Annotated in this window: 20 protein-coding genes; 6 read left to right on the top strand and 14 right to left on the bottom strand. The window is 68.1% G+C overall.

Annotated elements, in window-relative coordinates:
* Positions 1-24 precede the first annotated feature (24 nt).
* On the bottom strand, positions 25-945 hold the full coding sequence (gene ttcA / locus AC5P56_RS15545; protein ID WP_032962383.1) for a tRNA 2-thiocytidine(32) synthetase TtcA: 921 nt from the start codon (positions 943-945) through the stop codon (positions 25-27).
* 91 nt (positions 946-1,036) lie between these two features.
* Here ttcA and AC5P56_RS15540 point away from each other — a divergent pair, with 91 nt between their 5' ends.
* A complete protein-coding gene (locus tag AC5P56_RS15540; protein WP_032962381.1) occupies positions 1,037-1,240 on the top strand; it encodes a YdcH family protein in 204 nt (67 codons plus the stop codon).
* Positions 1,241-1,340: 100 nt separating this feature from the next.
* Here AC5P56_RS15540 and plsB read toward each other — a convergent pair whose 3' ends face one another.
* From plsB to AC5P56_RS15515, 5 genes are all read right to left on the bottom strand, one after another.
* The gene (plsB, locus tag AC5P56_RS15535; RefSeq protein WP_032962379.1) at positions 1,341-3,977 is read right to left on the bottom strand and encodes a glycerol-3-phosphate 1-O-acyltransferase PlsB; all 2,637 of its coding nucleotides are present in this window, start codon (positions 3,975-3,977) and stop codon (positions 1,341-1,343) included.
* A complete protein-coding gene (locus AC5P56_RS15530; RefSeq protein ID WP_014645453.1) occupies positions 3,977-4,930 on the bottom strand; it encodes a hypothetical protein in 954 nt (317 codons plus the stop codon). Before AC5P56_RS15530 ends, plsB begins: the two co-directional genes overlap by 1 nt.
* 316 nt (positions 4,931-5,246) lie before the next feature.
* Positions 5,247-6,068 (bottom strand): S1 family peptidase, encoded by an 822-nt coding sequence (locus AC5P56_RS15525; RefSeq protein WP_032962376.1) that lies wholly within the window; start codon positions 6,066-6,068, stop codon positions 5,247-5,249.
* A 218-nt stretch (positions 6,069-6,286) separates the two neighbouring features.
* Positions 6,287-7,012, bottom strand: coding sequence for an orotidine-5'-phosphate decarboxylase (gene pyrF, locus AC5P56_RS15520; protein ID WP_049442530.1), 726 nt, complete (start codon positions 7,010-7,012; stop codon positions 6,287-6,289).
* Positions 7,009-7,932 carry a 5'-nucleotidase, lipoprotein e(P4) family gene (locus AC5P56_RS15515; protein ID WP_032962372.1) on the bottom strand — a complete coding sequence of 308 codons (924 nt, stop codon included), beginning with the start codon at positions 7,930-7,932 and terminating at the stop codon, positions 7,009-7,011. Before AC5P56_RS15515 ends, pyrF begins: the two co-directional genes overlap by 4 nt.
* Before the next feature lie 101 nt (positions 7,933-8,033).
* Here AC5P56_RS15515 and AC5P56_RS15510 point away from each other — a divergent pair, with 101 nt between their 5' ends.
* Complete coding sequence (locus AC5P56_RS15510; RefSeq protein WP_046427683.1) at positions 8,034-8,684, top strand: YceH family protein; 651 nt, start codon at positions 8,034-8,036, stop codon at positions 8,682-8,684.
* A gap of 131 nt (positions 8,685-8,815) precedes the next feature.
* On the opposite strand, the gene AC5P56_RS15505 is transcribed toward AC5P56_RS15510, so the two are convergent.
* Positions 8,816-9,340 (bottom strand): GNAT family N-acetyltransferase, encoded by a 525-nt coding sequence (locus AC5P56_RS15505; protein WP_032962369.1) that lies wholly within the window; start codon positions 9,338-9,340, stop codon positions 8,816-8,818.
* A gap of 84 nt (positions 9,341-9,424) precedes the next feature.
* Complete coding sequence (locus tag AC5P56_RS15500) at positions 9,425-11,401, bottom strand: UvrD-helicase domain-containing protein (protein ID WP_288496449.1); 1,977 nt, start codon at positions 11,399-11,401, stop codon at positions 9,425-9,427.
* Positions 11,402-11,500: 99 nt separating this feature from the next.
* On the opposite strand from AC5P56_RS15500, the gene AC5P56_RS15495 reads away from it, so the two are divergent.
* The 3 genes from AC5P56_RS15495 to AC5P56_RS15485 all read left to right on the top strand — a co-directional run bounded on the left by AC5P56_RS15495 (position 11,501) and on the right by AC5P56_RS15485 (position 13,570).
* A complete protein-coding gene (locus AC5P56_RS15495; RefSeq protein WP_014645443.1) occupies positions 11,501-12,172 on the top strand; it encodes an SEL1-like repeat protein in 672 nt (223 codons plus the stop codon).
* 198 nt (positions 12,173-12,370) lie between these two features.
* Complete coding sequence (locus AC5P56_RS15490; protein WP_014645442.1) at positions 12,371-12,940, top strand: SEL1-like repeat protein; 570 nt, start codon at positions 12,371-12,373, stop codon at positions 12,938-12,940.
* Positions 12,941-12,949: 9 nt separating this feature from the next.
* Positions 12,950-13,570, top strand: a complete 621-nt coding sequence (locus AC5P56_RS15485; RefSeq protein ID WP_008264720.1) for a thymidine kinase — start codon at positions 12,950-12,952, stop codon at positions 13,568-13,570.
* A 530-nt stretch (positions 13,571-14,100) separates the two neighbouring features.
* Here AC5P56_RS15485 and AC5P56_RS15480 read toward each other — a convergent pair.
* The 5 genes from AC5P56_RS15480 to AC5P56_RS15460 all read right to left on the bottom strand — a co-directional run bounded on the left by AC5P56_RS15480 (position 14,101) and on the right by AC5P56_RS15460 (position 19,248).
* Positions 14,101-15,705, bottom strand: a complete 1,605-nt coding sequence (locus AC5P56_RS15480) for an OpgD/OpgG family glucan biosynthesis protein (protein ID WP_014645440.1) — start codon at positions 15,703-15,705, stop codon at positions 14,101-14,103.
* Between the two features lie 105 nt (positions 15,706-15,810).
* Positions 15,811-16,623: a bifunctional DNA-formamidopyrimidine glycosylase/DNA-(apurinic or apyrimidinic site) lyase gene (mutM, locus tag AC5P56_RS15475; RefSeq protein ID WP_288496446.1), complete on the bottom strand. Its 813-nt coding sequence runs from the start codon at positions 16,621-16,623 to the stop codon at positions 15,811-15,813.
* A gap of 76 nt (positions 16,624-16,699) precedes the next feature.
* Complete coding sequence (locus AC5P56_RS15470; RefSeq protein WP_423179714.1) at positions 16,700-17,518, bottom strand: hypothetical protein; 819 nt, start codon at positions 17,516-17,518, stop codon at positions 16,700-16,702.
* A 198-nt stretch (positions 17,519-17,716) separates the two neighbouring features.
* Positions 17,717-18,049, bottom strand: a complete 333-nt coding sequence (locus AC5P56_RS15465; RefSeq protein ID WP_014645437.1) for an EF-hand domain-containing protein — start codon at positions 18,047-18,049, stop codon at positions 17,717-17,719.
* Entirely contained in the window at positions 18,046-19,248 is a 1,203-nt protein-coding gene (locus tag AC5P56_RS15460) for a DesA family fatty acid desaturase (RefSeq protein WP_014645436.1), read from the bottom strand. The genes AC5P56_RS15465 and AC5P56_RS15460 overlap by 4 nt, the downstream gene beginning before the upstream one ends.
* Before the next feature lie 151 nt (positions 19,249-19,399).
* On the opposite strand from AC5P56_RS15460, the gene AC5P56_RS15455 reads away from it, so the two are divergent.
* Positions 19,400-20,221 carry an ABC transporter ATP-binding protein gene (locus AC5P56_RS15455; protein WP_423179715.1) on the top strand — a complete coding sequence of 274 codons (822 nt, stop codon included), beginning with the start codon at positions 19,400-19,402 and terminating at the stop codon, positions 20,219-20,221.
* A 130-nt stretch (positions 20,222-20,351) separates the two neighbouring features.
* Here the strand turns inward: AC5P56_RS15455 and AC5P56_RS15450 are convergent, their stop codons facing one another.
* The gene (locus tag AC5P56_RS15450) at positions 20,352-21,554 is read right to left on the bottom strand and encodes a DUF4785 domain-containing protein (RefSeq protein ID WP_046427650.1); all 1,203 of its coding nucleotides are present in this window, start codon (positions 21,552-21,554) and stop codon (positions 20,352-20,354) included.
* Positions 21,555-21,561 lie beyond the last annotated feature (7 nt).

Below are 21,561 nucleotides of genomic sequence, written 5' to 3'. Positions count from 1 at the left end.
GGCGAAGAGGAAGGGCGCCCGACCTTAAACGGTGGGCGTCTCGGGATCTGCGTCGGCGTCGGCCGGGGAGCCGGCCAGCCAGGCATGGGCGTCGGGCAGCGGCGCGTCGTCGCGACGGCCCAGCGCCATGAAGTCGAACAGGGTGGTGTCGGCCAGCTGCGAGGGCCGGACTTCACCCATGGCGCGCGCGATCTGCTCGATGCGGCCCGGGTGGTCCTTTTCCCATTGCTTCAGCATCAGGCCGACCTGGCGGCGCTGCAGGTTCTCCTGGCTGCCGCACAGGTTGCAGGGAATGATCGGGAACCGGCGTGCCTGCGCGTACTCGACGATGTCACTCTCGCGCACGTAGGCCAGCGGCCGGATCACCACGTGCCTGCCGTCGTCGCTGCGCAGCTTCGGCGGCATGCCCGACAGCTTGGCGTGGTGGAACAGGTTCATGAAGAACGTGGCCACCATGTCGTCGCGGTGGTGGCCCAGCGCGATCTTGGTGAAGCCATGGGTCTCGGCGTAGTTGTACAGCGCGCCACGACGCAGGCGCGAGCACAGCGAACACATGGTCTTGCCTTCCGGGATGACCCGGCTGACCACCGAATAGGTGTCCTGCTCGATGATGTGGTACGGCACGCCCAGGCCTGCCAGGTATTCCGGCAGCACGTGCTCGGGGAAGTCCGGCTGCTTCTGGTCCAGGTTCACCGCCACCAGCTCGAACGGCACTGGCGCCTTCTTCTGCAGCTGCAGCAGCACGTCCAGCAGGGTGTAGCTGTCCTTGCCGCCGGACAGGCACACCATGACCTTGTCGCCGGCCTCGATCATGCCGAAGTCGGCAATCGCCTCGCCGACCTGGCGGCGCAGGCGCTTGGCCAGCTTGTGCTGCTCGCGCTCGGCCACGCGCGGATCGCGGGCGGCGCGCGGTGGGGGATCGGGAAGGGAAATCACGGCACTCATGGGTTCCATTCTAACGGCTCGGAGCCGCCCCGGCCGGGGATCGGGATTCCCCTCTCCCGGCGGTCATCATCGCTGTGTATGCTCGGAGGCTGTGGACACCTACAGCCCCGCCGAGATCGTCGAGCGCCTCGTCGCCCTGCGCGCCGAGCACCGCCTGCTGGATGAACAGATCACCCGCATGGCCGCCAACGGCGAGGACGAGCTGGAGTCCAAGCGCCTGAAGCGGCGCAAGCTGCAGCTGAAGGACTGCATCGCCAGGCTGGAAAGCCTGCAGATTCCCGACGAGCCGGCCTGAGCGGTGGCCCATCCACGCATGGCGTAGACCTACTGCTTCGCCCCGGTAGATGCCAACCTTGGTTGGCATGTCGTTCGCCGGGCAGGACCCGGCGCTGCCTTCAATCCTGCGGCGCAGGCTCGTCCGGGCGGGCCGCTTCCGGGCTGACCCGTTCGATGGTGTGGCGCAGCTCACGGCCCAGGATGAACTTGGCATCCTTGGCCCAGGCATCCAGGCGCTCGTCGAACAGCAGCTTGCTGTTCTCGTCCGGCCACACCAGGCGCAGTTCGCGCAGCTTCTGGATGAAGCCACGGAACAGGGACTTGTCGAAGAACTCCGGCGCGGCCGGCGCATAGAGCAGGCTCAGCCGCTGCGCGGCCTGCTGGCACAGGCTTTCCAGCTCGGCAGCGCCGAGCACGCCGGGGCCGTTCTTCACCAGCACCGAGATGGCAATGTAATAGCGCTCGAACGCCTGCTGCAGCGAATGGCCGATCGCGCGCAGGCGGAACACCTCGTCGGTCTGCCCGGTATTGCGCGCCAGGATGCCGCCGTCGTCATCGTTGACGTTCTGCAGCAGGCCCTCGCGCACGAACACATCGATGGTCCGGTCGATTCGCTGGGCGAACTCGTCCTCGCTCCACGGCAGGAACAGCTCGGCCTGGAGGAACGGGTACACCGTACGGCCCAGCTGGACCAGGCCGGTGCGGCTCATGCGGCGGTTGTTCTGGAAGCAGCAGGCCACCCACGACGAGGCGGTGAACAGGTGCACCACGTTGTTGCGGAAGTAGCTCAGCAGCACTGCGGTGTCGCCACTGACGCTGAGCACATCGCCCAGCGGGTGCTTGATGCGGGTGAGGACGTTGATTTCCTCGGCGTGGGCGATGATCCGCTCCGGCGAGTGCGGCGTCACCGTCACCCGGTCCGAGTACGGCATCTCCACCAGCAGGGTCTTGCACAGTTCGATCTGCGCGATCAGGTCGGCCTCGCCCATCGCGTGCTTCGGCGTGGACAGCAGGGCCAGCGCCAGCAGGTTGATCGGGTTGACGTCGGCGGCGCCATTGATGCGCACCTGGATGCGTTCGGCCAGCGTGTCCACCGTGGTCGACAGCCAGGCCGGCTTTTCGTCCTCGGACACCGCCTCGCCCTTCCACTCCGGCGCCTTCTCGGCCAGCACGTCGTTCAGCGCGATCGGCTCGCCGAAGTTCACCACCACCTGGCCATAGTTCTGCTTGAGCACCTTGGGGATGCCCCATAGCAGCGACCAGATCGATTCCTTTTCCTTCGGCCGGCCGGACAGTTCGTCCAGGTAGCTGCCGCCTTCCATCAGCTTCTCGTAGCCGATGTAGATGGGCTGGAACAGCACCGGCTTGCGCGGCTGGCGCAGGAACGCGCGCAGCGTCATCGAGATCATGCCGCCCTTGGGCTGCAGCAGGCGCCCGGTACGCGAGCGGCCGCCTTCGACGAAGTACTCCAGCGAGTAGCCACCGGCCACCAGTTGCGCGACGTATTCGCTGAGCACCGCCGAGTACAACGCGTTGCCACGGATCGAGCGGCGGATGAAGAATGCACCGCCCTTGCGCAGCAGGGTGCCGACCACCGGCAGGTTCAGGTTGATGCCGGCCACGATGTGCGGCGGCACGATGCCACGGTCGTACAGCAGGTAGGACAGCAGCAGGTAGTCCATGTGGCTGCGGTGGCTGGGCACGTAGACCACTTCGTGCCCCGGCGCGGCGGCCTTGAACTTGTCCAGGTGGTGCACCAGCACGCCCGCATAGATGCGGTTCCACACGTGGCTGAGCATGAAGCTGGCCGAGCGCACTACCGGGCTGGAATAGTCCGCAGCGATTTCCCAGGCGTAGGCGTGTGCCTTCTTCCAGGCATCGGCCGGCTTTGAGTTGTCGCGCTTGGCCTGTGCGGCGATCGCTTCGCGTACCGGCTCGGCGGCCAGCACCTGGTCCACCAGCAGGCGCCGGGTCGACAGGTCGGGGCCGATCACCGATTCACGGATGCGTCGGAAGTGCGTACGCAGCACGCGCTGCAGCTTGCGCACCGTGCGCTCCGGCTCCAGGCCTTCATCCACGGTGTTGCGCAGGGAGATCGGCGGGGCGAAGCGGACGATGGTGCTGCGGCCGTTGAGCAGCACCGCCAGCAGGCGACGGAAGCGGCCGACCAGTGCCCAGTTTTCCGAGAACAGCACCGCGAACCAACCGCTCTGCTTGTCCGGGGCGCGGCCGACGAAGATCGACACCGGCACCAGGTGCACGTCCAGGTCATCGCGCACGCGGTGCGCCTGCAGGACCTTGGCCAGCGAGTCGGAGTGGGTCTTGGCGCCGCGCTGCTCGGGAATCAGCGAGTTGCTGGAGCTGCGCCGCGACAGCGCCAGGTAGGCGCGCTTGCGGCCGGTCGGGTCACCGGCCAGCGGCACCAGAGGCGACGGCAGGCCGGCCTGGCGGCAGGCCTTGTCCAGGATCAGCGCGTTGGACAGGCCGTAGTCTTCCAGCACGTACATGACCGGGCGGCCATCGTTGTACTGGCCCGGGTCTTCCGGTTCGATCTTCAGCGACAGCCACGGCTCGACCAGGCGGCCGAGCAGGCGAGCCCACAGCGGGCGACGGCCGGCCGGACGCGCGTGCGCGGGCGGCGGTACCGGGTTCGGGCCGGTACCGGTCGAGGGGGACGCCGGCACCGTATCGGCGGGCGTCGACTGGGATTCTTCGCCGGGGAACGGCAGCGGGTTCTGTTTCGACATCGGCGCCATTATGGCTTAGGCGGCGGCGTTGCCGCTTCCCCACCTTCGGCGGGGGCTTCAGCGGCTGCCGGCGACGCGGCCGCGCGGGCCGCGTCGGCCTTGCGCAGCAGCGCGTCGGTGTCGGCCAGGGTACGGGTCAGGTACCAGTGGCCCTCGCGCCGGCTCAGTGGCAGCTGCAGGCTCATCTCGCGGCCGGCCAGGTCGTAGTGCAGGCGTACCAGCGCATTGTCGCCTTCCACCGAGAGCAGCTCGCCCCGTACGCTGCGAAGCGCGTCATCCACGCCCAGCCCGTAGCTGCCAAGCACCGCCTTGAGGGTGTGGATGAACGGCGCCAGCTGCTGCAGGCTGCCCTCCATGCCAGCCGCCTGCAGGCCAGCCTCGTCATCGAAGCCGACCTTGCCGGCCGCGCCGACCAGCGCGGCGATGGTGCTGCGTGCACGGGCGCGGTCACTGATCGGCGCGCCCTGCGCCCAAACGGCAAGGGTTTCGACCAGGGCGATGTAATGGGCCTGCTGGCCGGGCGTGTAGCCCTTCTGATGGCGCAGGTACTGCACCCCGAAATTGCCCATCGACTGCGCGGCCTGGCGCACGGCGCTGGCCTGGCCGGCCAGCTGGCGGTCGAAGCTGCGCTGCAGTTCGGTGCTGGCATCGGGCTTGCGCAGCGCGGCCAGCATCGGCAGCAGCTGGTCCCCCAGCGGCAGCTCGGTCAGCGGCCACTGGCTGTGTCCCTCCGCCCAGGCCTGCTGCAGCCGCTGATACTGGCCTGGCGGTACCGACAGCTTTGCGTAGCCGACCAGATCATCTTCGGCCAGGCGCAACGCCATCGCCTGCACCGCAGCCACCGGCTCGGCCGCCGGCCTGGCCGGATCGTTCACAGACTCGCGGCATGCCGCAACGGCCAGCAGCAGCATGGCCGCCAGCCCCCATCCACGCGCAGACCTTCCTCGCACCGCCACGCTCATGCACTCGGACTCCCCGGACCGGCCCGCATCTTGCGGCCTGCGACGTGACAGCGGCAAGCCGTGCGGTCACGTTTCCAACCAAGGGGGTCAGATCCCTTCTGCCGGCAGGCAGAAGGGATCTGACCCCAGAACCACCAGCGGGATAAAAAAAGAGCCCGGATCACGGGGATCACAGGCTCTTCAAACCGGCACGGGGCCGGAGGACAGTGTTGTGGCACATGTCCGGTCCGAGGACCGGATGGCGGCGATCCTACGCTGCCCTTCAAGTTAAGGCAACACTTCACGTAATACCATGTATGTATTTGATTTTATTGAATCAATCGTGCTGCCAGACGGATTCAATGAAATCTACGGCGTGTTTTTCGGCGATTCGGGCATAAATCCCCGGATAGCCGGCCAGCGCGCAGCCCTCGCCCCAGCTGACGATGCCGAACTGGGTCCAGCCCTCACGCAGGCGCAGCAGCAGCGGCCCGCCGGAGTCCCCCTGGCAGCTGTCGATGCCCTCGCGGCCGGCGCAGATCACCTTGCCGCGCGACAGTTCCCCGCCGTAAGCCTGCTGGCATTCATCGAATGCCACGAACGGCACCTGCACGGTCTGCAGCTGGGTCGGGTAGACCCGGCCATCGCCGATGTCGGTGTCGCCCCAGCCGATCACGGTGAATTCGCGGCCCGGCTTGAGATAACTGGCGTCGGGCCGCAGCCGCAGCGCCACCGGCTGTGCACCGTCCAGGGGGGCGTTGAGCTGGATCAGGGCCACGTCGTGCTCCAGCGAGTTGCCGCTGTTGAATGCCGGATGCACGTGGATCGCCTTGACGTTGGAGGCGCGGGGCGAGGCTTCGGTGGACAGGGCCGCGGCGTTGCCGACGACGGCGATGCCGCCCGGCGCTTCCCCCTGCATGCAGTGCGCGGCGGTCAGCACCCACGAAGGCGAGATGAGGGTGCCCCCGCAGAAGTGGCGGTCATGATCCGAATCGCCGTCGAAGATGCCCTGGATGCTGACCATGAACGGGTACTCGCCAGCCGGCGCTGCTTCACCGCCGATGATGCGCGGTGCTTCGCGCACCTGTGGCGCAGCGAAGGCGGGTACGGCGGACGCGGCCAACAACAGGCCGATGAACAAAGAGGTGCTGCGATACATATCCCTGTACTCCTCTATCAATGGTTGGAACCAGCGCGGCCGCGGTCCGTGCCGGTGCATCGATTGGGAAGCAGGGATGAAGCCTGCAGCGCGAACGCGCGCACAGTTTCGGTGCAATGCGCTGCCTGCGACAGTCGCAGGCCAACAATTGCGAACGCCATCCCGCATGGATCGGAATGGCGTTCGTGGTGCCGGCGTGACCGGCGTCAGCGGTGGGCTCAGCGTGCAGCCAGAGCCGACGCGATTTCCTGCTGGATTGCCCGCGCAGCGGCCTGCGGATCAGCCGCCAGGCGGATCGGGCGTCCGACCACGATGGCGTCGGCGCCATCGGCGAAGGCCTGGGCCACGCCAACGGTGCGCTTCTGGTCATCGCCGACCGGACCACCGGGACGGATGCCCGGACAGACGATCGAGAACCCGCTACCGGTCGCGGCACGGATCGGTGCAGCCTCCTGGCCCGAGGCGATCACGCCATCGACGCCCGCTGCCTGGGCGGCCAACGCGCGTTCGACCACCACGTCCACCGGCTCGCGGTCGACGCCCATCTGCGCCAGATCGGCGCGCCCCATCGAGGTCAGCACGGTCACCGCCAGCAGGCGCATGTCGCTGCTGTTGGCGGCCGCGCAGGCCTCCATCATCGCCGGGTGCCAGCCATGGATGGTGGCGTAGCTGACCGGCCACTGCGACAGGCCCTTGATCACCGCTGCAGCGGTCGCCGGGATGTCGAAGAACTTCAGGTCGACGAACACGCGCTTGTCGCGGCGGGCCAGCTCATCCAGCACCTGGAAGTACTCGCCGGAGGCGAGCAGTTCCATGCCGATCTTGTAGAACGCCACGCTGTCACCAAGGCGATCGACCCAGTCCAGTGCCTGCACGCGATCAGGCACGTCCAGCGCGAAGATCAGGCGCTCATCGGCGCGCAACGGCAGCGGTGCGCGGCTCACGGGGCGTAGTCCAGGGCGGCGCGCTTGGCGTCGTGGCGGGCCTGGCGCGACTGGCTGTAGTCGTTGTTGAACTGCGCCGGCTCGAAGCCGCCGTAGGTCGGGTTCGGCAGCATCCACCAGCGCTCGCCGAACCAGTCGTGGTACTGCTGCAGCAGCGCGTCACGGCCGTCGTTGGTGTTGGCGGTCACTTCGACGAAGTCACCCAGCTGGTCGCCGAACTGCATCAGCACGCGGTACTTCTGCCCTGCCAGGCGGCGGCGGCAGTTCTTCTCGCTGCCGGCCTGCTCGCAGCCCGGCACCACCGTGCCCAGGCCAAGGAACACGCTGTCGTCGGCCACCGGCAGGCCCTGCTCGCGCAGGTTGGCCAGGGTCGCGTCCTTCAGGTGCACGGCGCGGTTGGAGATGTAGAGCAGGGTCACGCCCTTGGCATTGGCAGCCTTGGCGAAGTCGACCACGCCCGGGATCGCCTTGGCCTTCTTTTCGGCTACCCACTGGTCCCAGGTCAGTTCGTCGTATTCCTTGCCGTCGCGCACCAGGCGCGCCTGGTAGGGCGAGTTGTCCAGCACGGTCTCGTCCACGTCCAGCACCACGGCCGGCTTCAGGCCCTTGGCGTCGTTGCCGCGCTCTTCCGGCACCAGCGCATCCCAGTGGGCTTCCTTCAACGCCGCATCCAGGTGGTCGGCGGCGGCGCGGTAGGTCTGCTCGGTGATCGCCCTGTACTCCTGCGCGCGCTGCATCCACAGCACTGCGTTGAGGTTGTCGTTGGCGGTGGCATCGAGCGCGCCGTCGGCCTTGGCGGCGGCAGCGGGCGCCTGCGGGGCCGCGGCTTCGGCGGCGGGCGCCTCCACGCGCTTGCAGGCGGACAGGCCCAGCGCCGCAGTGGCGAGCAGGGTCAGGGACAGGGAAACGGGACGACGCATGGATTCACCGGCAATCAGATATACCGGCGCATTTTACCGGCAAAGCCGGCCCCGGGACGGCTATGCTTGGCGGTTGACCCGTTGCCCTTCCGGAGGCCGCCATGACCGATTCCGCCCAGACCCCTGACGTCCCCCTGCTCGACGCCGTGCAGGCCCGCCTGCTGGGCTGCCTGGTGGAGAAGGAGGCGACCACCCCGGACACCTACCCGCTGACGGTCAACGCGGCCCAATCGGCGGCCAACCAGAAGACCGCGCGCGAGCCGGTGATGAACGTGGACGCTGGCAGCGTGCAGCACGCGCTGCGCCAGCTGGAGGCGTTGGGCCTGGCCCGCCAGCACTTCTCCTCGCGCGCCGATCGCTACGAACACCGCCTGCAGGCCGCGCTGGACCTGACCCGGCAGCAGACCGTGCTGCTGGCGCTGCTGCTGCTGCGCGGTCCACAGACGCTGGGCGAGCTGGTCACGCGCAGCGAGCGCCTGCACCGCTTCGCCGACACCGACGAAGCCCGTCATGCCATCGAGCGCCTGCAGCAGCGTGCCCTGCTGGTGGTGCTGCCGCGTGCCAGTGGCCAGCGCGAAGACCGCTACATGCACCTGCTGTGCGGCGAGGTGGATGGCGCGGCGCTGGCGGCGAAGTACGCCAGCAGCAGCGGCAGCAGCGATGCGGCCGACCCGGGCCTGGCCGAGCGCGTGGCCCAGCTGGAAGCGGCCGTGGCCGAGCTGCAGGCACAGCTGGCCGAACTGCGCGTCTGAAGCAATCTACTGGGGTCGGATCCCGCAAGGCGGGCTCTGACCCCAGTGCTATCCCGGGTTGCCGGCCAGCGGCCGGCACTACCGGATGTCCTGCCGATGCAGTGCAGACCAACTGTCGGCACCCACCATGATCAAACCTCGGCCGCGCCCGGCGTGGCATACAGCCGGCTCGGGCTGTCCACGCCCGGTAGCTGGATCACCCCACGTTCCTGCATGCCCAGGCCCAGCAGGATCTTTCCGGACACCACGTTGTCCAGGTCGGTGATGCCATACAGATCGTGCAGGCCCAGCGCTCCGCGTGCATGCGCGAACACTGCCCGCGCCGCCTCGCCGGCATAGCCCTGCCCGGCAAATTCCGAAAGCACCGCATAGCCGATATCCGGCCCCGGCAGGCCATCACGCCGCACCAGCCCGGCGTTGCCCAGCCAGGCACCATCGGACAAGCGCTCGATGGCATACATGCCGAACCCGTTCAACGCATAGCTGTGCAGCACCCGCAGCGCGATGTACTCCCGCGCCTGCGCCTCACTGCGCACATCACGGTCGCCGATGAAGCGCAGGAAACCCGGATCGTTCAACAGCGCCAGCATCGGCACCGCATCGCGATCAGGTTCGATCGCACGCAGGCGCAGGCGTTCACTTTCAATCGGATGCACGCGCAGACCTCCAATGGAAAAACCGATTGTAGAGCCGTGAGCTGGGATCGGATCCCTTCCCATCGGGAAGCGGTCCGGCCCCGGTCAATCGAACAACGCCTCGATCGCCGCCAACCCGGCACTTGCCCGCTCCTTCTTCCGCGCCGCATCGGCCACCGGGTCCGCACCATCGCGCTGGATCTCCTCGGCCGGGATCTCATCGAAGAACCGGCTCGGCTTCAGCCGCACGTGCTCGCCAAACTTGCGCGTGAGCTTGCTGTAGCTCATCCACAGCTGGATCTTGGCGCGGGTAATGCCCACGTACAGCAGGCGCCGTTCTTCCTGCAGGTTGCCCTCGTCCAGGCTGACCTGGTGCGGCAGCACGCCGTCCTCGCAGCCGACGATGAACACGTACGGGAATTCCAGGCCCTTGGAAGCGTGCAGGGTCATCATGCGCACCTGGTTGCCGCCCTCGTCCTTGTCGCTGCGCGACAGCAGCGCCAGCTGGCCGGCCAGGTCGGCGGCGGTTGCACCGCGCGGGCCGCCCTCGAACCACTGCGCCAGTTCCTCGATGTTGTTTGCGCGGCGCTGGTAGCTGGCCTCTTCCTTGGCCTGCTGGCGCAGCTCGCTCAGCAACCCGGATTCCTTGGCCACCTTGCGGATCATGTCGCCGGACGTCACCTGGCGCATCTGTGCACGCAGGTCGCGCAGGATGTCGGTGAAGCGCGCCAGGCTGTTGGCCGCGCGCGGTGGGAGCTGCTGCAGGGCACCGATGGTTTCGGCCACATGCGCCATCGGCATGTCTTTCTCCTGCGCCAGTTCGGCCAGCCTGGCCAGCGTGCCGGCACCGACATCGCGCTTGGGTGACTGCACCGCACGCATGAACGCGGTGTCGTCGTCCGGGTTCACCAGCAGGCGCAGCCAGGCCAGCGTGTCCTTCACTTCCTGGCGCTCCAGGAACATGGTGCCGCCGGTCAGGTGATAGGGAATGCGCAGTAGCTGCATCGCCTTTTCCAGCGGGCGCGACTGGAAGTTGCCGCGGAACAGGATGCAGAAGTCACTCCACGGCACGTTGCGCGATTGCGCCACGAAGGCGATCTCGGCGGCGACCTTCTCCGCTTCATGTTCGCTGTTGCGGCATTCCCACACGCGGATGCGTTCGCCGTCGGCCTGGTCGCTCCACAGCTTCTTCAGGTGCTCATGCGGATTGTTGGCGATCAGCGCGTTGGCGGCGCGCAGCACGCGGTTGGAGCAGCGGTAGTTCTGCTCCAGCTTGATGATTTCCAGCGTGGGGTAATCGCGCCCCATCTGCTGCAGGTTTTCCGGGTTGGCGCCGCGCCAGGCGTAGATCGACTGGTCATCGTCGCCGACGCAGGTGAAGTTGCCCTTCTCACCGGCCAGCTGCTTGAGCAGGCGGTACTGCGCGTCGTTGGTGTCCTGGCATTCGTCCACCAGCAGGTAGCCGATGCGCTCGCGCCAGGCCAGCGCGATCTCCGGGTTCTCTTCCAGGATCTGCACCGGCAGGCGGATCAAGTCGTCGAAGTCGACCGCATTGAACGCGGTCAGCCGCAGCTGGTAGCGCTCGTAGACGCTGGCCGCTTCCTTCTCGCGGTTGCTGCGCGCGGCGGCCATCGCCTGTTCGGGCGACAGGCCAGCGTTCTTCGCGCGCGACACCAGGTTCTTCATGTCCTCGATGTCATCGGGCTTGGCGCCGTACATCAGGTCCTTGATCTGCGCGGCGGCATCATCGGCATCGAAGATCGAGAAACCGCGCTTCAGGCCCACGGCGGCATGTTCGATCTGCAGGAACTTCAGGCCCAGCGCATGGAAGGTACAGATGGTCACCTCGTCGGCGTCCTGCTCGCGCAGGCGCTTGGCCACGCGCTCGCGCATTTCCTTGGCCGACTTGTTGGTGAAGGTGATCGCAGCGATGCGGCGGGCCGGGTAGCGGCCACAGCCGATCAGGTGGGCAATCTTCTCCACGATCACGCGCGTCTTGCCGCTGCCGGCGCCGGCGAGCACCAGCAACGGGCCTTCGATGTGCAGGACCGCGGCAGCTTGGGGAGGATTCAGACCGTGCATGGGGACAGGATTGTAGCGGGGTGCCGGCAGGCCCACCTGACTTGCATGGCGCCCGCCCGTAAGGTATTGAATCGGCACCGGAACACAGGAGCGTGGTCCATGTCCCCGACTGTCATCGCCCGTCCGCTTGCGGCCGCCCTGCTCGGCCTGCTGGCCCTGCCTGCGGCCGGGTCCGGCCCGCCGCCGCGCACGGATGCCTATGAAGCGATCGTGCTGCAGTCGCACGAGTTCCTCGTCTACCATCCGGACCTGCGCTTCCGTGGGCTCGGCATGCAGGCCCGCGAACGGGGCCGCCACGAAGAAGCCCGCATCGACTTCCGCAATGCCGCGCGCTACGGCGACAAGCTGTCACAGGCAGCGCTGGCCGACATGCTCTGGAACGGGCAAGGCGGCCCGGCTGACCGCGCCCTGGGCTACGCGTGGATGGACCTGGCGGCCGAGCGCGGCACCGAGTGGCTGGTGGTGCAGCGTGAACGCTTCTGGGAGGCGCTGTCCGCCGACGAACGCGAGCGTGCGGTGCGCGAGGGCCGCGCGCTGTACGCCGAGTTCGGTGACCCCGCCGCCACACCGCGGCTGGAACGCGAGCTGCGCGCCGGCAGCATGCAGCAGACCGGCAGCCGCGCCGGCTGGAGCGGCGCCATGCGCAGCCAGGGCCGCGGCGATGCCGGGCCGCGCGTGCTGCAACCGGAGAAGCACCAGCTGGCCCGTTACTGGGATCCGGTGGCCTACCGGCAATGGCAGGACGAGGCGTTGGCGAAGTCGGGGCGATGACGTTGGTTTTTTTCCATGGCCATGGCCAGGAGGGCGATCATGAAGGCGAAACACGCTCCACTCTGCCTGTTGCTGCTTCTGTCGACGGCCGCTGCCGTCGCCGCAAAGGAATGTCCGGTTGAGGCCCCGCGACGGATTCCGCCCACCGTCCTGACCGGAGGGTTTTTCGATTCGCACCCGGACCTCTTCTGGCGAAGCATGGCCCAACGGGCCGAACAGGATAAACAGCCCGCCAGGGCCCTGGTCTACTACAAACGCTCGGCACGCTACGCCGACAAGTTCTCCCAGGCAATGGTGGCAAGGCTGTACCAGGAGGGTATCGGCACTGCGCCGGACCCGGTGATGGCCTACATCTGGATGGACCTGGCCGCCGAGCGCATGTACCACGACTTCCTGGTCCTGCGGGAACACTACTGGGCACGCCTTGATCCGCTGCAGCAGGCACAGGCGATCGAGCGCGGCCAACAGGTGTACGCCGACTATGGCGACCGCGTAGCCAAGCCCCGCATGGAACGGGCGCTCAGCGACGGGCGCCGGCAGATCACCGGCAGCCGCGTCGGCTACGTGAGCTCGGCCCTGGTCGTCGTGCAGCGCCGCGGCGACGAGCAGGGCATCGCAACACCAGGCAACATCGTCTACGACAACGACTACTGGAAGGCCGCCGACTACTGGTGCCTGCAGGACAACTACTGGCGGCCAGCGCTTGCGCCCAGCATCGAGATCGGTGCACCGCAGCAGATCCGCGACGGCGGGCCGGGTGGCGACTAGAATTGGCCGATGGCCAAGCTCTACTTCTACTACTCGGCGATGAACGCCGGCAAGACCACTACCCTGCTGCAGAGCGCACACAACTACCGCGAGCGTGGCATGCGGGTGGCGATCCTGACCCCACGCCTGGACGATCGTGCCGGCGCCGGCGTGGTCGCCTCGCGGATCGGCCTGCGCGCCGATGGCATGGCCTTCGACCGCGATACCGACCTGCAGCGCTGGGTGGAGCAGGATCTGGCGGCCAACGGCCCGATGGGCTGCGTGCTGGTGGACGAGGCGCAGTTCCTGACCCGCGCCCAGGTCTGGCAGCTCAGCGAGGTAGTCGACCAGCTGCGAATTCCGGTGCTGTGCTACGGCCTGCGTACCGACTTCCGCGGCGAGCTGTTCGAGGGCAGCCAGTACCTGCTGGCCTGGGCCGACGAGATGCAGGAGATCAAGACCATCTGCCACAGCGGCAAGAAGGCGACCATGACCGTGCGCGTGGACGAGCATGGCCACGCCGTGCAGGATGGCCCGCAGGTGGAGATCGGTGGCAACGACCGCTACGTGTCGGTCAGCCGTGCGGAGTTCAAGAAGATCACCCGCGGCGAAGGACGGATCGATCCGGCGCAGGCACCCCTGCCGCTGTAAGGGGTGTTCTTTTGCAGGGCTTGCAGCCCTGCACCCGCGGTAGTGCCGGCCGCTGGCCGGCAACAGCAACAGCAAGAGCTGGCATTGCGTGTGATGGCGGGGCGGTGTCGGAGTGCGGGGACGCTGCAAGTACGTCCCTGTAAGCTTGGCAGCCGCATCCATGCGGCTGACACCCCGCACTCCGACACCGCCCCACCTCTGACAGTTGGCCGCGGCTGTTGGTAGGTGTCGACCTTGGTCGACACATCTGTCAGATATCGAATGAAATTCCGGGGTCAGATCCGTTTTCCTTCGTAAAACGGATCTGACCCCATGAGCAATTCCGACAGATCGCGGAGGTCTGTCGAAGGCGGGGTGGGTCCGGTGGCGGGAGTGTTCGCGGCATGGATGCCGCGACCAAGCCCCCAGGGAAGGGTTTACGGCGTCTCCCGCCGCCGGACCCACCCCGCCGTCCCACGGAATGCCCGCTTTTGACGTTGACGTTGATGTCTGCAGGTGCAGGGCTGCAAGCCCTGCAAACCCAACCCCTCTTAGTACAGCGTGCGCTCCGGCGCACCCGCCGGCGGCGGGGTGTACTGGTACAGCCAGGTTTCCGTAAGCGTCTTGCCGCCACTGCGCAGGAACAGGCGGATGTCGATCTGCTCGGTACTGCCTTCCGGCGGCACCAGGTCGAACATCGCGCGATAGCCGTTGATCTCGCGCAGCGGGCGCGCCGACACGATCTCGACCCGGCCACGGCTGGCTTCCACCACCGCCTCGACCTCACCCTTGTCGATCAGGCTGGCCAGCTCGCCCCCTTCGAAGTCCACCGCGAAGCGCCAGCTGAAGTACTCGCGCTTCTTGCCGACCACACCGCCCAGGCCGGTGCGGCTGGCCACGCAGTGCGCCAGCGGCGGGCGCGCCGGCGGTTCGGCGCCCCAGTACAGGCGGTAGCCGACCAGCAGCTCCTGGCCCGGCTGCGGCTTTTCCTTCGGGTTCCAGAACGCCACGATGTTGTCGAACGTCTCGTCCACGGTGGGAATCTCCACCAGCTGCACCGAGCCCTCGCCCCATTCGCCCTTCGGCTCCACCCACAGGCACGGGCGCTTCTCGTAGAACACGCCGTCGTCCTGGTAATGGTCGAAATTGCGGTCGCGCTGCAGCAGGCCGAAGCCGCGCGGGTTGCGGTCCACGAACATGTTGAAGCGCAGGTTGCGCGGGTTCAGCAGCGGCCGCCAGATCCATTCGCCAGCGCCGGTCCACAGCGACAGGCCATCGGTATCGTGGATCTCCGGGCGCCAGTCCCATGCCATGCGGCGGTCGTTCTCGCCCACCTGGTACATGCTGGTGCACGGTGCGATGCCGAGCCGCTCGATCGGCTTGCGCGGGTACAGCGCGCTGTCGATGTCCATCAGCAGCACGTCGCCATTGGTGATCGCGAAGCGATAGGCGCCAGCCACGCTGGGTGAATCCAGCAGGCCGTAGACCACGATCGTGTCCGAATCAGCCGATGGCTGTTCCAGGTAGTAGGCGATGAAATCCGGGAATTCCTCCGGCTTGCCCATCCCGGTGTCGATCGCCAGGCCGCGCGCGGACTGGCCGTACTGGCCTTCCTTGCCGACCGCGCGGAAGTAGCTGGCGCCGAGGAAGGCGGCGAAGTCGCGGTCAGTGTCCTTGCGGGTGTTCAGGCGGAAGCCGGCGAAGCCGAGGTCGGCCGGCAGCTCGCCATCCTTGATGCCGCTCTTGCCGTAGTTGAACGCCGCGCCGTCATAGGCCAGCTCCTGCGCCTTGCCGTCGACCACGTCGAACATGCGCACCGGCGAATGGAAGTACAGGCCCAGGTGGAAGAACTTGGCCTGGAACTTGCCGGGCTGGTCGGCCCACAGCGCATGGTCCTGGCGGTAGCCGATCGACTGGTACTGGTCCCAGTCCAGTCCTTCCAGACGGCCCGGCAGCACCCGCTTGTGGCTCTTGTAGGGCGCCTGCGCCAGCGCGCGCGCCTGGCCCTTCAGGGTAGCGAAGTCGAACGGTTGCGGCTGGCCGAGGCGGCGCAGGCCCATCTGGCCGCTCCTGCTGGCCGCGCACGCGGGCAGGGACGGCAGGCCGAATGCAGCCAGGGCGAGGGAGGCATTGCGGATGAAGTCGCGTCGTTGCATGCAGGCGCGTCAGGCACAGGGAGGAAGGTCGGCCATCATAGGCAGACAAACGTTAACGGGCAGCGGAGACGCGCCCTGCCCGTTCAGCTGCCGCTGGCTGCCGGCTCAGCGCTGGCAGTGGCTGCACCAGACGCTGGCGCGCTGGCCGATGGTGGCGCGCTTCAGCGCGCGGCCACAGTTCGGGCAGGGCAGCCCGTCACGGCCGTACACCAGCAGTTCCTGTTCGAAGTAGCCCGGCGCGCCATCGGGGCTGATGAAATCGCGCAGGGTGGTGCCGCCACGGGTGATGGCATAGCCCAGGATCTCCTTCACCGCGTCGGCCAGCCGCTGGTAGCGTTCGCGCGAGATCTTCCCAGCCTCGCGCAGCGGACTGATGCCGGCCTTGAACAGGCTCTCGGCGGCGTAGATGTTGCCCACGCCCACCACCACCGCCTGGTCCATCAGGAAGGTCTTCACCGGCGCACTGCGGCCACGGCTGCGCGCAAACAGGTAGTCGCCGTCGAATCCCTCGTCCAGTGGCTCCGGGCCCAGCCCCTGCAGCAGCGGGTGGATCTCACCGGCGGGCTGCCAGAGCAGGCTGCCGAATCGGCGCGGGTCGTTGAAGCGCAGCAGGCGGCCGTTGTCCAGACTGATATCCACATGGTCGTGGGCGCGCAGCGGTGTGTCACCGGGCAGCACGCGCAGGCTGCCGGACATGCCCAGGTGCAGCACCGCGCTGCCGATGGCGGTATCCAGCAGCAGGTACTTGGCGCGCCGGCGGATGTCCTCGATGCGCTGCCCCGGCAGCAGCTCGGCCACTTCCGGTGGAATCGGCCAGCGCAGGTCGGCGCGGCGCAGGATCACGCCATGCACGCGGCGGCCCTGCAGGTGCGGCGCCAGGCCGCGGCGGGTGGTTTCGACTTCGGGCAGTTCAGGCATGCAGGGATTCTATCCCCGCTCTGCGGCCGGCACCTGGCCGTCGATGCCGGGGAATGATCCCCGGCATCGACCGGTGTCAGGCGCCCTGGCCGGCGCGCACGGGCTCCGCCGGAACCGGTGCCGCAGCGGCGGAACGGTCCGGGAACAGCGACGGCAGCGTTTCCACGAACCGGGCCAGGCACTGGTCGCTGTAGCGCTCGGCCGTCTGCTTGACCAACGCATAGTCGCCGGCCTGCCAGGCTTCCAGGGGTGCGGCCACCGGTGCGTCGACCTGGCACTGCACGCCTTCGCCACCGACCAGGCGCAACAGCTTGCGGGTATACGGGAAGCCGACGTGCTGGGTCTGGCGCAGCTCGTACTGGGTATCGGCATCGCCCAGTTCCTTGTAGATCAGGGTGAAGCCATCGGCGGTGATCTGCACCGGCCGTACCTCTGCCGGCACAGCGCCCGGATGCGCGGTGAAGTACTCGGCCAGGCGCATGCGCACCTGGTCCTGCAGGTAACCGAAGGCCGGGTTCGGAACGGTCTCCACCCGGGTTCCCTTCAGCTGGTCCTTCTTGAACGAGCTGCCGCCGAGCGTGCCGGAAAACAATGACACGGCAACCTGCGCGGCCACCAGCTTGCCGGTGGTGGAACGCTGCACCAGGCGCAGCGTCTTGTCGCCGACTGGCTGGCCATCCGCGCCCATCTGCAGCTTTACGCTCACCGGCACCCGGCTTTCCCAGGCAGGCAGCTCCGCCACGGCGGCGACAACGCCGGCATCAGCGGCGGGAACGTCTGCAGCCGTCGCCGTGTCGGACGGGGCGGTCGGGGGTGGCTCATTGGCCAGCACAGGCGAGGCGATGACGAGGCTGCCGAGCAGCGCGGCCGCCAGCAGGGGTGGGTTCGATTTCATGGGGGATCCTTGGGTCGTGTCGGGCCAGTGCAGGCGATTCCGTTCGGCATCGATCATCGCAATGGCACCGCACTCCCTTCCATGTCCTTCCCCCTACCGCGATCCATCGCGGTCGACATGCCAGATCGCCTTACCCGTGCGGATCGACCGGTACCCGGGATCGCGTCGAACCCACCATCGGCAGCACGCCGGGAATCTTTAGCGCGGAGGCGCCGCCAGTTCGCGCGCATCCAGGAAACCATCACCGTTGGCATCCTGCTTGTGGAAGCGCTGCACGATCACCTGCCGCTGCTGCTCGCGGCTGATCGCCCTGCCCTTGCCACCGGGCAGCTCCTCGGCCGTCAGCACACCATCACCGTTGCGGTCCATGCGGTCGAAGGCATACAGCATCCACTGCACGTACTCGGCCTCGCTGACCCTGCCGTCGCCATCGCTGTCCATCCGCTGCAGATAGCTGGCGGTGTCGGTGACCTGGGCCAGCGCCGCGCCCGGCAGCAGTGCCGCCAGCAGAAGCCCGTACCCTGCCCTCATGCGCCCACCAGGCTGTAGCCCTTCAAGCGTGCGGCGTAGGCCTGCAACGCCGCAATACCGCTTTCCTCGGCCTCGCGGCACCACGCCTGCAACTGGTGCAGGCGCTCGGCGGCGTCGTGGCCTCGGGCTTCCAGCAACGCCGCCAGCCGCGCGCGGTACTCAACCAGGGTGCGGATGCGCGGGCGCTGTGCCACCCATGCGCTGAGCTGGGCACGGCTGTCCGGCTTCAGCCAGCGACCATCGTTGACCAGTCCACGGCGCAGCCGGCGCGGCAGCAGGCGGCGCAGCTTGGCTCCGGCCTGGGCGGCTTCCTCGCGCAGGGCCGGCATGAACACATTGCGCTGGTAGTCGGTCATCGCCTGGAAGCGATGCGACAGCAGCGCCTTAAGGGTCTCGGCATCGGGCACGGCGATGTTCGGACGCACGTCCATGGCCGGTGCCACCCGCAGCACCTTGGCCAGGCGCAGCGCCTGCAGCAGGCGGATCGCACTCCAGCCGATGTCGAATTCCCAGCGCCGCATCGCGAAGCGCGCCGAGCTGGGGAAGGCATGGTGGTTGTTGTGCAGCTCCTCGCCACCGATCCAGAACCCCCACGGCGTGAGATTGGTGGAGGTATCGGCAGACTCGTAGTTGCGGTAGCCCCACCAGTGGCCCAGGCCGTTGACCACGCCGGCTGCCCAGAACGGGATCCATGCCATCTGGATCGCCCACAGGGCCACGCCGGGCAGGCCGAACAGCACGCTGTTGATCACCAGCAGCAGCACCGGGCCCAGCGTGGCGTGCGGGGTATACAGGTGGCGCTCGATCGCATCGTCCGGGGTACCGCGCCCGTACTGTTCGATGTCCGCGCGCATGCCGCGTGCCTCCCGGTACAGCTCCACGCCGTGCCAGAACACCCTGCCGATGCCGCGGGTGACCGGGCTGTGCGGGTCGTCCTCGGTCTCCACCTTGGCGTGGTGCTTGCGATGGATGGCCACCCACTCGCGGGTGATCATCGAGGTGGTCAGCCACAGCCAGAAACGGAACACGTGGGCCAGCGCCGGGTGGAAATCGACCCCGCGATGGGCCTGGCTGCGGTGCAGGTACAGGGTCACCGAGAAGATGGTGATCTGGGTGAAGACCAGGAGCACTGCCAGCATGGCCCACCACCCCAGGCCGAGCACACCACCGGTCAACAGGGACATCAGGGCATCAGGCATGACGGCTCTCCGGATCGACGCGGGGATGGCAGACATGATGGCCGCTTGCGTTGCAAACTGCATCCCTGCGGCGATGTATCGCATCGCCATCCGTGGCACCGTTCACAGTTGGGGACCTGAGTTGTCGAGCCTTGATCCACGCGCCAGCGCCATGACCGCCGCCCCGCCCGTCGCGGAGCTACCCCCCTTGATCGAACTGGACCGCGCCACCGTGGTGCGCGGCCAGGTGAAGGTGCTGCACGGGCTCAGCCTGCGCATCGCGCAGGGCCAGCACACCGCCCTGCTCGGCCCCAACGGCTGCGGCAAATCCACCTTCATCAAGCTGATCACCCGCGAACTGTATCCACTGGCGCAGGGCGACGGCACGGTGGCGGTGAAGGTGCTGGGCCAGAACCGCTGGCAGGTGGACCGGCTGCGCTCGCAGCTGGGCATCGTCACCGGCGACCTCAGCAGCAACCTGGCCGACATGCCCGGCCTGACCGTGGAACAGGCGGTGCTGTCCGGCTTCTTCGCCAGCTACGTGGTGCCGGCCTTCCGCGAGGTGACCGCCGACATGCGTGCACGCGTCGGCGAAACGCTGGCGATGACCGGTGCCCTGTCGCTGCGCGAGCGCGCCTATGCCGAGCTGTCGGCCGGCGAGACCCGCCGCGTGCTGATCGCCCGCGCGCTGGTCAATCGACCGCAGGCACTGCTGCTGGACGAACCCTCCACCGGGCTGGACCTGGTCGCCCGCGAGCAGCTGGTGGCGACCATGCGGGTGCTGGCGCAGCAGGGCATCACCCTGGTGCTGGTGACCCACCACATCGAAGAGATCATTCCCGAGATCGAGCGCGTGGTGCTGCTGCGCGATGGTCGCGTACTGGCCGACGGCACCCGCGCCGAGCTGCTGCGCAACGAACCGCTGTCGGCGGTGTTCGGCGGCGCGATCACCGTATGCGAGCAGGAAGGCCGGCTGACCGCGTACGCGGGGTGATCGACATGCCACTGTAGAGCCGAGCCGATGCTCGGCTGCTCCTGATCACGGCAAACAGCAGCCGGGCATCGGCTCGGCTCTACAGGATGCAATGCAGCGGGCCGGATATCCCGGCCCGCCACCGCCGTGCTCAGAACCGCAACGCCAGCGCGCGCGACTCGATCGGTGCCATCCGGCTCTGGTCCTGCAGCTGCAGGTCGCGCAGTTCGTACGGCGCACCGAAACCGGCCGGCAATGCGGCCTGGTCGAACGGCAGCACCAGCTGGCCTGCACCGGGGCCATCGAACCACGCCGCCGCATGTGCCTGCGCGACCGGCTTCAACTGGCCATCGCGGGCCGTGGCGTACAGCGTGCCGCGTGCTTCGTAGCGGCCAGCGGCGGCCACCTGCAGCGGCAGTGCCACCTGGCGGCTGGACGGGTCCGGTGCCGCCTGGCCACTGAAGCGCGCGGTCGGCCGTGCCACCGCGAAAGCCACCTTGCCGTCGCGCAGCACGCCATCGGCCTGGGCGAACACCTGCAGTTCCCACAGCCCCTGCACGCTGCCGAGATCGGCGGGGATGCGCACCTGCGCGCGCAGGCTGCCGTCGGTGGTGCGCAGCAGGCGCTGCGGCCAGCTGCGGCCATCCGGTGCGACCAGCAGGGCTTCACCGCCCAGGCCGCCACGGCGCGATGCCAGCTGCGCGGTGGTGGCGCCGTCTTCCAGCAGGCGTGCCTGCAGCTGCACGTTGCCACCAGCCAGCACCTGCGCCTGGTTGGCCTGCACTTCCAGCCGCAGCGGGCTGTTCGGCTCAAGCACCTGCACCACATAGCGGCCCTGCGCCTGCGTGCTCTGCAGCGTGTACGCACCGGCCGAACTGGTCGCGCCGGTGCGCAGCATGCTGCTGCCATCACTCACCGGCATGCCGGCATCCTGCAGCGCGCGCGCATCGACACTGCGGGCCACGCTGCTGCGGCCGGCCGGGTCGCGCACCTGCAGGGTGTTGGCCGGCAGCGCGCGGGCACCTGCGGCCGGGCTCAGCTGGATCACCGCATCGGGCGCCGTCAGCGGCAGGTCCAGGCCGCGTTGCAGCTGCGTGCCATCGACCTGCTGCCAGTAGCTGCGGCTGACCGAGGCATACGGCGTGGCCGCCTGCAGCGGTTGTGCCGGGTCCAGCGCCCAGGCAAAGGACAGCGGCGCGTGCTCGCTTTCATCGGCGGGCAGCGGCGCGGCCACCAGTGCGGCAGGCACCTGATCGCCCGCGCGGGCGGCCTGCAGCGGCTGCGCGGCCTGCGCTGCGGAAAGGGACAGCACGGCCAGCAAAGCACTGGCCAGCAGGGTGGAATGGTTCGTCATGGTCATC

It is taken from the genome of Stenotrophomonas sp. YJH_SMC_131, from assembly GCF_059367975.1.
This window is presented reverse-complemented; position numbering and strand designations above follow the sequence as displayed.

What these genes read in the sequence shown, in the direction of transcription:
- AC5P56_RS15455 (WP_423179715.1), top strand. Translation starts at nt 19,400, where the DNA reads ATGACCGCCGCCCCGCCCGTCGCGGAGCTACCCCCCTTGATCGAACTG.
- AC5P56_RS15485 (WP_008264720.1), top strand. Translation starts at nt 12,950, where the DNA reads ATGGCCAAGCTCTACTTCTACTACTCGGCGATGAACGCCGGCAAGACC.
- AC5P56_RS15460 (WP_014645436.1), bottom strand. Translation starts at nt 19,248, where the DNA reads ATGCCTGATGCCCTGATGTCCCTGTTGACCGGTGGTGTGCTCGGCCTG.
- AC5P56_RS15515 (WP_032962372.1), bottom strand. Translation starts at nt 7,932, where the DNA reads ATGCGTCGTCCCGTTTCCCTGTCCCTGACCCTGCTCGCCACTGCGGCG.
- AC5P56_RS15490 (WP_014645442.1), top strand. Translation starts at nt 12,371, where the DNA reads ATGGCCCAACGGGCCGAACAGGATAAACAGCCCGCCAGGGCCCTGGTC.
- AC5P56_RS15525 (WP_032962376.1), bottom strand. Translation starts at nt 6,068, where the DNA reads ATGTATCGCAGCACCTCTTTGTTCATCGGCCTGTTGTTGGCCGCGTCC.
- AC5P56_RS15500 (WP_288496449.1), bottom strand. Translation starts at nt 11,401, where the DNA reads ATGCACGGTCTGAATCCTCCCCAAGCTGCCGCGGTCCTGCACATCGAA.
- AC5P56_RS15465 (WP_014645437.1), bottom strand. Translation starts at nt 18,049, where the DNA reads ATGAGGGCAGGGTACGGGCTTCTGCTGGCGGCACTGCTGCCGGGCGCG.
- AC5P56_RS15495 (WP_014645443.1), top strand. Translation starts at nt 11,501, where the DNA reads ATGTCCCCGACTGTCATCGCCCGTCCGCTTGCGGCCGCCCTGCTCGGC.
- AC5P56_RS15470 (WP_423179714.1), bottom strand. Translation starts at nt 17,518, where the DNA reads ATGAAATCGAACCCACCCCTGCTGGCGGCCGCGCTGCTCGGCAGCCTC.
- AC5P56_RS15510 (WP_046427683.1), top strand. Translation starts at nt 8,034, where the DNA reads ATGACCGATTCCGCCCAGACCCCTGACGTCCCCCTGCTCGACGCCGTG.
- AC5P56_RS15480 (WP_014645440.1), bottom strand. Translation starts at nt 15,705, where the DNA reads ATGCAACGACGCGACTTCATCCGCAATGCCTCCCTCGCCCTGGCTGCA.
- mutM (WP_288496446.1), bottom strand. Translation starts at nt 16,623, where the DNA reads ATGCCTGAACTGCCCGAAGTCGAAACCACCCGCCGCGGCCTGGCGCCG.
- plsB (WP_032962379.1), bottom strand. Translation starts at nt 3,977, where the DNA reads ATGGCGCCGATGTCGAAACAGAACCCGCTGCCGTTCCCCGGCGAAGAA.
- AC5P56_RS15450 (WP_046427650.1), bottom strand. Translation starts at nt 21,554, where the DNA reads ATGACGAACCATTCCACCCTGCTGGCCAGTGCTTTGCTGGCCGTGCTG.
- AC5P56_RS15530 (WP_014645453.1), bottom strand. Translation starts at nt 4,930, where the DNA reads ATGAGCGTGGCGGTGCGAGGAAGGTCTGCGCGTGGATGGGGGCTGGCG.
- ttcA (WP_032962383.1), bottom strand. Translation starts at nt 945, where the DNA reads ATGAGTGCCGTGATTTCCCTTCCCGATCCCCCACCGCGCGCCGCCCGC.